The 10965-nt window shown below is 45.7% G+C and carries 10 protein-coding genes; 7 read left to right on the top strand and 3 right to left on the bottom strand.

What is annotated here, in order from left to right:
* Position 1: 1 nt before the first annotated feature.
* Positions 2 to 868, top strand: a complete 867-nt coding sequence (locus F7D73_RS13270; RefSeq protein WP_153125404.1) for a phosphatidate cytidylyltransferase — start codon at positions 2 to 4, stop codon at positions 866 to 868.
* An 87-nt stretch (positions 869 to 955) separates the two neighbouring features.
* Here F7D73_RS13270 and lpxB read toward each other — a convergent pair whose 3' ends face one another.
* Together lpxB and surE are read right to left on the bottom strand one after the other, a co-directional pair.
* Positions 956 to 2263 carry a lipid-A-disaccharide synthase gene (gene lpxB, locus F7D73_RS13275; protein WP_153125406.1) on the bottom strand — a complete coding sequence of 436 codons (1308 nt, stop codon included), beginning with the start codon at positions 2261 to 2263 and terminating at the stop codon, positions 956 to 958.
* 115 nt (positions 2264 to 2378) lie between these two features.
* Entirely contained in the window at positions 2379 to 3143 is a 765-nt protein-coding gene (surE, locus tag F7D73_RS13280; RefSeq protein WP_153125409.1) for a 5'/3'-nucleotidase SurE, read from the bottom strand.
* 99 nt (positions 3144 to 3242) lie between these two features.
* Here surE and F7D73_RS13285 point away from each other — a divergent pair, with 99 nt between their 5' ends.
* The 6 genes from F7D73_RS13285 (at position 3243) to F7D73_RS13310 (ending at position 10522) form a co-directional block, all read left to right on the top strand.
* The gene (locus tag F7D73_RS13285) at positions 3243 to 4007 is read left to right on the top strand and encodes a ParA family protein (RefSeq protein WP_153125411.1); all 765 of its coding nucleotides are present in this window, start codon (positions 3243 to 3245) and stop codon (positions 4005 to 4007) included.
* 62 nt (positions 4008 to 4069) lie between these two features.
* Positions 4070 to 4981, top strand: coding sequence for a ParB/RepB/Spo0J family partition protein (locus tag F7D73_RS13290; RefSeq protein ID WP_153125413.1), 912 nt, complete (start codon positions 4070 to 4072; stop codon positions 4979 to 4981).
* On the top strand, positions 4982 to 5710 hold the full coding sequence (locus F7D73_RS13295; protein ID WP_153125415.1) for a DUF5683 domain-containing protein: 729 nt from the start codon (positions 4982 to 4984) through the stop codon (positions 5708 to 5710).
* 64 nt (positions 5711 to 5774) lie between these two features.
* Positions 5775 to 7139, top strand: a complete 1365-nt coding sequence (locus F7D73_RS13300; protein ID WP_153125417.1) for a lytic transglycosylase domain-containing protein — start codon at positions 5775 to 5777, stop codon at positions 7137 to 7139.
* A 21-nt stretch (positions 7140 to 7160) separates the two neighbouring features.
* Positions 7161 to 9443, top strand: a complete 2283-nt coding sequence (locus F7D73_RS13305) for a RelA/SpoT family protein (protein WP_153125419.1) — start codon at positions 7161 to 7163, stop codon at positions 9441 to 9443.
* A gap of 89 nt (positions 9444 to 9532) precedes the next feature.
* On the top strand, positions 9533 to 10522 hold the full coding sequence (locus tag F7D73_RS13310) for a pectinesterase family protein (RefSeq protein ID WP_153125421.1): 990 nt from the start codon (positions 9533 to 9535) through the stop codon (positions 10520 to 10522).
* A gap of 41 nt (positions 10523 to 10563) precedes the next feature.
* On the opposite strand, the gene F7D73_RS13315 is transcribed toward F7D73_RS13310, so the two are convergent.
* Positions 10564 to 10911, bottom strand: coding sequence for a MerR family transcriptional regulator (locus tag F7D73_RS13315; RefSeq protein WP_153125424.1), 348 nt, complete (start codon positions 10909 to 10911; stop codon positions 10564 to 10566).
* Between the last annotated feature and the right edge of the window lie 54 nt (positions 10912 to 10965).

Below are 10965 nucleotides of genomic sequence, written 5' to 3' on the forward strand. Positions count from 1 at the left end.
CATGACTGACAAACAGAAAAATCTAGTGATAAGATCCATTACAGGCGTACTCTTCGTCGCCTGTATGGTTTCTTGCTTCCTGAATCCTAGAGCGATGGTATTTCTCTTCGCCCTCATTACAGGACTTAGCATCTGGGAGTATTGCGGACTGGTAAACGGAAAGGAAGACGTAACCGTCAACCGCTTCATCACCACCGTGGCAGGCGTATATCTCTTTCTTGCCGTGGCAGGTTTCCGTACCGGCATCGTGACAAACTTCATCGTTTTCGTTCCTTACCTGCTCACCATCGTGTATCTCTTCATTGCAGAACTTTACACGGGCAACAAGGACGCCATCAACGACTGGGCATATACCATGCTTTCGCAGATGTATATCGCCCTGCCATTCTCAATGATTAACGTGCTGGCGTTTGAGACATCCACATTCGACGGACAGATACATTATGACATGCTCTTGCCTTTGAGCATCTTCATCTTCCTCTGGACCAACGATACGGGTGCCTACTGTAGCGGTTCGCTCTTCGGCAAACACAAGCTGTTTCCACGTATCAGTCCAGCCAAGAGTTGGGAAGGAAGTATCGGAGGTGGCATCTTCGTCATCATTGCAGCCATCATCATCGGCTATCTGGCAAACGACGGTGCAGCTCATCGCCTGAGCATTCCAGGATGGGTAGGCTTGGGATTGGTAGTTACGTTCTTCGGCACCTGGGGCGATTTGGTAGAAAGTCTCTTCAAACGTACCCTGGGAGTGAAGGACAGTGGCACCATTCTTCCGGGACATGGTGGCATGCTAGACCGTTTCGACTCCTCCCTCATGGCAATCCCTGCAGCTGTAATCTATCTCTATACCTTGCAGCTTTTCGGATAAGTTTTTGAGACAACAAAAGTTTTCGATATAAAAGAAAAAAAATCCAAGCTAGATTTGCTCTAACTTGGATTTTTTGTTTTCTATCAATTATTCCATTTCTTCCTTCTGCGTCTGGCTGAGTTGCTCAGCAGCCTGTTTAGCACGTTTCGCCTCCTCTTCAGCCAATCTTTTCGCTTCCTCCGCTTTTTTTCTTGCAGCCTCAGCAGCAGCCTCGGCCTCAGCTCTTTCCTTGGCAAGGCGGAGGAGTCGCTCTCTGCGCTTAACCAACAAGCCATGCATGATGGTTGCTGCTTCGTCAGGAGCCATCTGATTGCCCAGACGTTCGCGCACCACCTGATATTCTGCCAACATACGTTCTCTACCCTCTTTACCTGGCAACAGCTGATAAAGCTGGTCGGCAATGGCATCTACCTTGAAACGGTCGGCAAACATTTCCTGCACCACTTCCTTATCGGCTATCAGATTAACCAGCGAGATGTACTTGCACGACATGATATGATCAAACGCAAAGCGGACAAGACGAGGCAATGGAGTCTCGTAGCAAACCACCTGAGGCACGTTGAAAAGAGCCGTTTCCAGCGTAGCCGTACCACTCGTTACCAGAGCTGCCGTAGAATGAGAAAGCAACTGATAGGTCTTGTTACGCACCATCTTGACAGGCGTTCCCTTGACAAACTGCTCATAATACTTATCCTCAATGGAAGGCGCACCAGCCAAAACCATCTGGAAATCCTCAAACCGTTCAGCTACCTCAATCATGGCAGGCAGATTATCCTTGATTTCCTGCAACCTGCTACCCGCCAACAAAGCCAGGATTGGTCTATGAATATCAAGCTGATTCTCTGTACAGAACTCCTCAAATGGCTGCTGATATCCGGCACGGAATTCATTCACCTCTTGCGCAGTAGGATTACCTACATAATGTATCGGATAGTGATGCTTTTTCTCATAGAAAGGCACCTCGAAAGGCAGGATAGAGAACATCTCGGCAATGTCTCTCCGAATGCTACGGATTCGCCATTCCTTCCAAGCCCATATCTTAGGAGAAATATAATAATAAGCCGGGATATTCGTCTTCTTTTTCAAGAACTTAGCAATATTGAGATTAAAGCCGGGATAATCCACCAAGATAACTACATCAGGTTTCCATTTCACGATATCATCCTTACACATCTTCATGTTGGAAAAGATGGTTCCCAGATGCAGCAGAACGGGAACGAAGCCCATATAAGCCAGTTCTTTATAATGCTTCACACGAGTACCTCCCTCGGCAGCCATCAAATCGCCTCCGAAGAACCTGAACTCAGCAAATTCATCCACTTTTTTCAGTGAGCGCATCAACCTACTGGCATGCAGATCACCACTCGCCTCACCTACTATCAAATAATACTTCATGATACTTATTTTTTTACTTTGAACTTTGAGATTTGAACTTTGAACTTTATGATTAGTTTTCTTGCTATAAATGAAAGGTCATTTCCTAGCAAAAGCACATCATAAAGTTCAATGTTCAATGTTCAAAGTTTTTAATCCAATCATAATCCGTGACATCAATCTTAGTTGGCGTGATGGCAATATATCCATTGTTTACAGCCCACAGATCGGTATCCGTAGCCTCAGGCTCGTCATTACGGTATTCTCCTACCATCCAATAGTAATCATATCCGTGAGGATGCGTACGGTGAACCACCTCATTGATCCATGAGCCATGCGTCATCCGGCAAGCCTTGAAGCCCTTGAAAGGAGGCATGGCTGGAAAATTGACATTCAGACAGGTATACTTAGGCAAGCCCTTCTCCAACACCATTTTAACCACCTTCAGCACGCCATCACGCAAAGGCATTAAGTCTGCATTTTCATCATAGTTGCAACTACTGAAGGCGATGCTTGGAATATGCTGCATGCAACCCTCTTTCGCTACCCCCATCGTGCCGGAATAATGATTGTTGACACTCGAATTATCCCCATGATTAATACCACCGATAACGAGATCGGGTCTGCGACCATCAAGCAACTGATCCAAAGCCAGTTTCACACAGTCGACCGGTGTTCCGCTACACGACCATACCACCACATCATCGCCCATGTTATGACGTCGCTTGAGACGCAAGGGAGTAGTAGCCGAAAAGGCACAGGCGAATCCGGAACGGGCACTTTCCGGAGCCACAACTAAGAGTTCACACCAGTCCTTCAAGAAGCTGACCAGTGTCTTGATTCCATTGGCATGATAGCCATCATCATTCGAAATTAATACTAACGGTTTCCTATTTTCCATAAAAATATCTTTCTTTTTGGTGCAAAAGTACGAAAAAACCTTTAAAGTAACACAATTCTCACATTATTTTTGTATCTTTGCCGAAAATTTACTAAGAAAATGGGAAAGATAATCGCATTAGCTAATCAAAAAGGCGGTGTCGGCAAGACTACCACCACGATAAATTTGGCTGCATCATTGGCCACTCTCGAGAAGACCGTTCTAGTGGTTGACGCTGACCCACAGGCCAACGCATCCAGTGGATTGGGAGTAGACATCAGCGAGGTTGATTGCTCTATCTATGAGTGCATCATCGACCACACGGATGTCCGTGATGCCATCTACACCACCGACATCAATGGTCTGGATATCATTCCTAGCCATATCGACTTGGTGGGAGCAGAGATAGAAATGCTGAATCTTAAGAATCGCGAGAAGGTTATCAAAAATCTTCTGGAACCTATCCGCGACGAATATGATTTTATACTCATCGATTGTTCCCCATCACTGGGTCTCATCACCGTCAACTCGCTTACAGCAGCTGACAGCGTGATTATCCCTGTGCAATGTGAATATTTCGCTCTTGAAGGAATTAGCAAATTGCTCAACACCATCAAAATCATCAAGAGTAAACTCAATCCGAAATTAGAGATCGAAGGCTTCTTGCTGACGATGTACGACAGCCGTCTTCGCCTTGCCAACCAGATTTACGATGAGGTAAAGCGGCATTTCCAGGAGCTGGTATTCAAAACCGTAATCCAGCGCAATGTGAAATTGAGCGAGAGCCCTAGCCACGGTCTGCCTGTCATCCTTTACGATGCAGAAAGCAATGGTGCAAAGAACCATCTGGCATTGGCCAAGGAAATTATCAACAAGAATAGTTAAGATTTGGAAATTGAACCTTTCAAGAAAGTTCAATGTTCAAAATTCAAAGTTCAAACTAAAAAATGGCAGTACACAAGAAATATAACAACGGAACAAAAAACAATGCCCTTGGCCGCGGTCTCGATGCCCTCATATCCACAGAGGGCGTTCGCACCCAAGGCAGCAGCACAATCAATGAAATAGCCATCGATCAGATCGAGGCTAATCCCAACCAGCCACGACGCGAATTTGACGAAGAGGCTTTGCACGAACTGGCAGAAAGCATCAAGGCAATAGGCATCATTCAGCCCATCACCCTACGTCAGGTTGCAGAAAACCATTTCCAGATTATAGCAGGTGAGCGCCGCTGGAGAGCTTCGCAGTTGGCAGGACTGACCGCCATACCTGCTTACATCCGCACCATCAGCGATGAGAACGTGATGGAAATGGCGCTCGTAGAGAACATCCAGCGCCAGGACCTCAACGCTATAGAAATCGCCCTGGCATACGAGCATCTCCTGGAGAACGAAGGAATGACACAGGAAAAGATTTCTGAAAGAGTAGGCAAAAGCCGAGCAGCCATTGCCAACTATCTCCGATTACTCAAGTTGCCGGCACAGGTACAGATGGCACTCCAGAAGAAAGAAATAGACATGGGACACTGTAGAGCCTTGCTCGCATTGGACAGTCCGTCTCTACAGATCAAGCTCTTCAAGGAGATTCAGAAAAACGGCTATTCCGTACGCAAAGTGGAAGAAATGGTACAGCACCTGAAAAACGGTGAAGACATCGAAAGCGGCAAGAAAACGATAGCAGCAAAAGCTCAGTTGCCTGAGGAATTCACTGCCATCAAGAACCGCTTGTCACAGTTTCTTGATACTAAGGTTCAATTCACCTGCTCGCCAAAGGGAAAAGGAAAAATTAGCATTCCGTTCGCCAATGAAGAAGAACTGGAACGCATCATGAAAGTTTTCGACCAATTGAAACAAGAATAAATGAGATTAGAAAATATCTGTATCACGGCTTTACTGCTGGTTAGCTCTACGCTTTCTTACGCACAGAAAAACAGAGAGAAGACCGATGTCAACGTACCTGCCATCGCCTCTGCCGACTCGGTAAAGATGCCTGTCGACTCTGTTCTCACTGCGCAAGACAGCAGCAACCTGGCAAAGCTCAACCAATCGCTCAAACCAGTTAAGAAAAAACGCGACTGGAGCACCTGGCACCCAGAAGCAAAAAGAGCTATGTGGATGGCGCTCGTCTTGCCGGGAGCAGGCCAAATATACAATCGTAAGTATTGGAAACTGCCTATCATATACGGCGGTTTCGTAGGTTGCGCATACGCCATCACCTGGAATAACCAGATGTATCACGACTATTCGCAAGCCTACCTTGACATCATGGACGATGATCCTAACACGCAAAGCTATAACCAGTTCTTGCACTTAGGAGCAACCATTGACGCTTCAAACATCGATCGTTACAAGGAAATATTCCGCAAAAGAAAAGATAAATTCCGCAGATGGAGAGATATGGGAGTATTTGTCATGATTGGTGTATACGCATTCTCTGTCATTGATGCCTATGTAGACGCATCGCTGTCTGAATTTGACATTTCAGACGATTTGACACTTAGAGTGGAGCCTACGGTCATGAACGACAAACGAACCAACAATCCGTTCAAGTCAGCATCGCTCGGCTTACAATGCTCACTCAAATTTTAGCAAAATGAACAAAATATCTCTTACAACAAAATAATGACGAGAAAATAGAACAGAAAAAAAAGAAATGAAGAAGATTATAATCATGGCAGCCGCCTTGCTTTTGGGATTGCAGGGCATGAATGCTCAAACAGAAAACGAAGAAAACGACGACATCATCACCGTAACTGATAAAGACGGAAAATCAGAGGAAATTGAAATTCCAGAAGGAATGGAAGACAACCTCGACAGCCTCTTACATCTTTACAATACACAGACATATCTCATGCCGGATACTTCCTGCAACTATCAGGACATCAATCCCGTATTCGATAAAGAGGTATACGTAGACCGCTTGAAGAGAATGCCTACCATCATTGAAATGCCATACAATGAAGTGGTACAGAAATTCATCGACCGCTACAGCGGTAAGCTGCGCAGATCGGTAAGCTTCATGTTGGGAGCCAGCAATTTCTACATGCCTATCTTTGAGGAAGCGCTTGAAGCATACAATCTTCCACTGGAGTTGAAATATCTCCCTGTCATCGAATCAGCCCTCAATCCTATGGCAATATCACGCGTAGGAGCCACAGGTTTATGGCAGTTTATGTTGCCAACAGGCAAGAGATATGGACTGGAAGTAAACACATTGGTAGATGAGCGCCGCGATCCGGTGAAGGCATCATACGCTGCAGCACACTATCTGAGCGACCTCTACAAGATATTCGACGACTGGAGTCTTGTCATTGCTGCATACAACTGCGGTCCAACCAATGTCAACAAGGCTATCCATCGCGCTAAGGGTAATGCTGATTACTGGAACATCTATCCATATCTTCCAAAAGAGACTCGTGGATATGTCCCAGCATTCATTGCAGCCAACTACATCATGAACTACTATTGCGACCACAATATCTGCCCAATGGTAACAGAATTGCCAGTAAAGACAGATACCGTACTGGTCAACAAGGATATTCACCTGGAACAGATTGCCCAGGTTCTCAACATCAACATCGAGCATCTCCGCAATCTCAACCCACAGTACCGTCGTGACATCATCAACGGTCTCAATAAGCCAATGGCACTAAGATTGCCATCTACACTGATTGGTTCTTTCATCGACCAGGAAGATTCCATCTGTGCATACAAGGCAGACGAACTGTTTCTGAAGCGTACATTTGTAGATGTAAACGACGCCGAGCCATCAGTCAGCCGCTCACGCAGCAGCTATAGCCGTCGCAGTAGCAGCAGTTCATCCCGCTCTTCACGCAGCAGCCGCAGCAAGAAGGGAAAGAACAAGAAAAAGACAAGAACAAAGAGTGTAACCATCAGAAACGGAGACACCCTTTCAGAAATAGCAGCACGCAATGGAACTACCGTTAAAAAGTTGCGCAAGCTTAACAAAATTAGCGGCAATCATATTCGTGCCGGAAAGAAACTCAAAGTAAAATAATAATTATAGGGAGGGTACATTATGGATGACCAGAACTTGAAAGACCTAGAAAGAGAGCAAGCTGATAATGAATTGATAGGCAATGCCTTTCAACATCTGCTCAACACCTACCTCAGTTCAAGACACAGAAAAAAGGTAGATATTGTAACCAAGGCGTTCAATTTCGCCCGCCAGGCGCACAAAGGGGTGCGCCGATTATCGGGCGAGCCATATATCATGCACCCTATCGCAGTGGCACAGATCGCTTGCGAAGAAATGGGATTGGGCTCTACCAGTATCTGTGCAGCCCTGCTGCATGACGTAGTGGAAGACACTGACTATACGGTAGAAGACATCGCCAATATCTTTGGCACCAAAATAGCCCAGATCGTTGATGGACTCACCAAGATCAGTGGTGGAATCTTCGGCGACAAGGCTTCTGCACAGGCTGAAAACTTCAAGAAACTGCTGCTTACCATGAGCGATGACATCCGCGTTATCCTCATCAAGATTTGCGACCGTCTGCACAATATGCGCACCCTCCAGTCGCAGCCAGCCAACAAGCAGTACAAGATTGCGGGCGAGACCTTATATATATATGCACCACTCGCCAACCGTTTGGGACTGAACAAGATTAAAACCGAGTTGGAAGATCTCAGCTTCAGATACGACCATCCACAGGAATATGCCAACATAGAGCATAAGCTTGCGGATACAGAAGCACAACGAGATATCCTCTTCGATAATTTTACCCGTCCTATCCGTGAAGAGCTTGACAAACTGGGTGTAGAATACAAGATCAAGGCACGTGTAAAGAGTCCGTATTCCATCTGGAACAAGATGCAGAACAAGCACGTATCCTTCGATGAAATCTACGATATTCTTGCGGTTCGCATCATCGTGACACCAAAGAACAGAGCCAACGAAGTAAACGAATGCTTCAATGTCTATGTTGCCATCAGCAAGATATACAAGAGTCATCCGGACCGTCTCCGCGACTGGCTCAACCATCCAAAGGCAAACGGCTATCAGGCGCTTCACGTTACCCTGATGAGCAAACTGGGTAGATGGATTGAAGTGCAGATCAGGAGCGACCGCATGGACGAGGTGGCAGAGAAAGGCTTTGCTGCTCACTGGAAGTACAAGGAAGGTGGTGAATATACCGAGGACGAGAACGAATTGAACGACTGGCTGAGTACCATCAAGGAGATTCTAGACGATCCGCAACCAGACGCCATGGACTTCCTCGATGCCATCAAGCTGAACCTCTATGCTTCAGAAATCTTCGTATTTACTCCTAAGGGAGAAATCAAGACAATGCCGGCAGGATGTACGGCGCTCGACTTTGCCTTCCAGATACATACCTTCCTGGGAAGCCACTGTATAGGAGCCAAGGTAAACCACAAGCTGGTGCCATTGAGCCACAAGCTGCAAAGTGGAGACCAGGTAGAAATCCTCACATCCAAGAGTCAGCATGTACAGCAGGCATGGGTCAATTTTGTCAGCACAGCCAAGGCAAAGAGCAAGATTCAAGCTATCCTGCGCCGCGATTCCAGAGAAATCCAGAAAAAGGGCGAAGGCATTCTCCTGGATTGGCTGAACAAGAACGGCATGGAAATGACAACATCGGTCATCGACCGTCTCTGCGAATACCATAATATCCAGAAGCATGAAACCTTTTTCCAGTCTCTTGGCGACCATTGCATCATTTTGGGCTACAAGGATTTGGATGAGCTCTTAGGAAAAAACAAAAAGCCAAAGCAAACCTCCAGCTGGCGCAACTATATTCCATTCCTTGGCAAAACCAAAGACAAGGAACAAGCTGAAGGAACTGTCAAGCCGCAAGAGTTGTTTATTGTAGGCAAGGATTTCAATAAGAAGAAACCGCTCATCATTACAGAAGAGAACATCAATCAGTTTATCTTCACAGACTGTTGCCATGCTATTCCAGGTGATGATATCATGGGATACATTGACAACAAGAACCGCATCGAGATACACAAACGCTCATGCTCTGTGGCTGCAAAACTGAAGTCCAGCTACGGCAACCGCATCGTTGATGCGAAATGGGATATGCACAAGAAGCTGCTCTTCGATGCAACCATTGAAATCAAGGGTATCGACCGCAAGGGTATGCTGCTTGATGTGAGCAAGGTTATCAGCGACCAGCTCGGCATCAATATCCATAAGCTCACTATCAGTAGCGACAATGGTATCTTTGATGGTACCATAGAACTCCGCATCCACGATCGTGAGGAGGTAAAGATCATCATGGATCAGCTCAAAAAGATTGAGGACTTGCAGGAAGTACAGAGAATCCTATAATCAGATAGTTAGAAGTTAGGAGTTGGAAGTTTTCACTTCCAGCTTCTAACTTCCATCATATTTAATCATAAACAACAAACTTAAAAACAATGAAAAAATTATTCTTATCATTTTTGATGATGTTGACCCTGTTGCCTTTGGCTGCAGCCAACAAGTATGATAATCCTGACACTATCGTAGTTTCCCGTGATGGCACAGGCGAATTCCGTACCATTGACGAAGCTATCGAAGTTTGTCGTGCCTTCATGGAATACACCAAGGTAATCTATGTAAAGAAAGGAGTTTATAAGGAAAAGCTCATCATCCCTTCATGGCTCACCAACATCATCATCTGCGGTGAAGACCGTGACCAAACCATCATCACATGGGATGATCACGCCAACATCAAGATGCCAGTAGGCGGACTCGATTCTGAAGCAGCCGTCAAGGGTAAGCCTATGGGAACCTTCCGTACTTATACACTCAAGGTACAGGGCAGTTACATCACCCTGAAAAACATCACCATCGAGAATAATGCCGCAAAATTGGGACAAGCAGTTTCCCTACATCTGGAAGGCGATCATATCCTGGTGCAGAACTGCCGATTGCTGGGCAATCAGGATACAGTCTATACAGGCATTGCCAACAACCGCTCTGCCTTTTACGACTGTTATATCGAGGGAACCACCGATTTCATCTTTGGTCCAGGAAGAACATGGTTTGAGAATTGTGAGATTCATAGCAAGGCCAACAGCTACATTACTGCTGCCTCTAGCCCAGCCGGTCAGGAATATGGCTATGTATTCAACAAGTGCAAACTTACCGCCGAGCCAGGCGTAGACAAGGTTTATCTGGGCAGACCATGGCGCCCTTATGCAGCTACCCTCTTCATGAATTGCGAAATGGGTAGTCACATCCGTTCTGAAGGATGGCACAACTGGGGCAAGCAGAGCAACGAACAGACAGCCCGCTACAGCGAGTACAACAACCATGGTGCTGGTGCAGCAACCAAGGGCAGAGTAGCCTGGAGCCATCAGCTCACCAAGAAAGAAGCAGCTAAAGTTACCATCAAGAATGTCTTCGGTGAAGAAGCGTGGTAACCCTAGCTAATCATAAAGTTCAATGTTCAAAGTTCAAAGTACTACACCAGCCCATCGAGCTGCTTTTTGAGTTCCTTGAGCTGATCTCTCACAGATATAAGGGTGTCGAGAACGTCAGATGACTTCTCGGCACCCGCTCTGTTTTGACTCAGATACTTACGTGCCGCAGCAATCTTCAATCCCTTCACCTTAATGAGGTTATAGATCAGCTTTACCTGTTCAATATCCTTCTCGGTATATTGACGAACCTTGTTTCCGGAAACCTTTGGTTTCAGAAAAGGGAACTCCTTCTCCCAATATCTCAAAGAAGATTCATTAACACCTATTTCTTCTGCCACTTCCTTGATTGAATAGTATAATTTTGCTGGTTTATCTGAATTTATAGCCATTTTTTCCGTCTTTAATTTCAAAAATAATTAATTTAGTTGCAAAATTAAACAATT

Source organism: Segatella copri, from assembly GCF_009494395.1.
In the GTDB taxonomy this organism is placed as follows: domain Bacteria; phylum Bacteroidota; class Bacteroidia; order Bacteroidales; family Bacteroidaceae; genus Prevotella.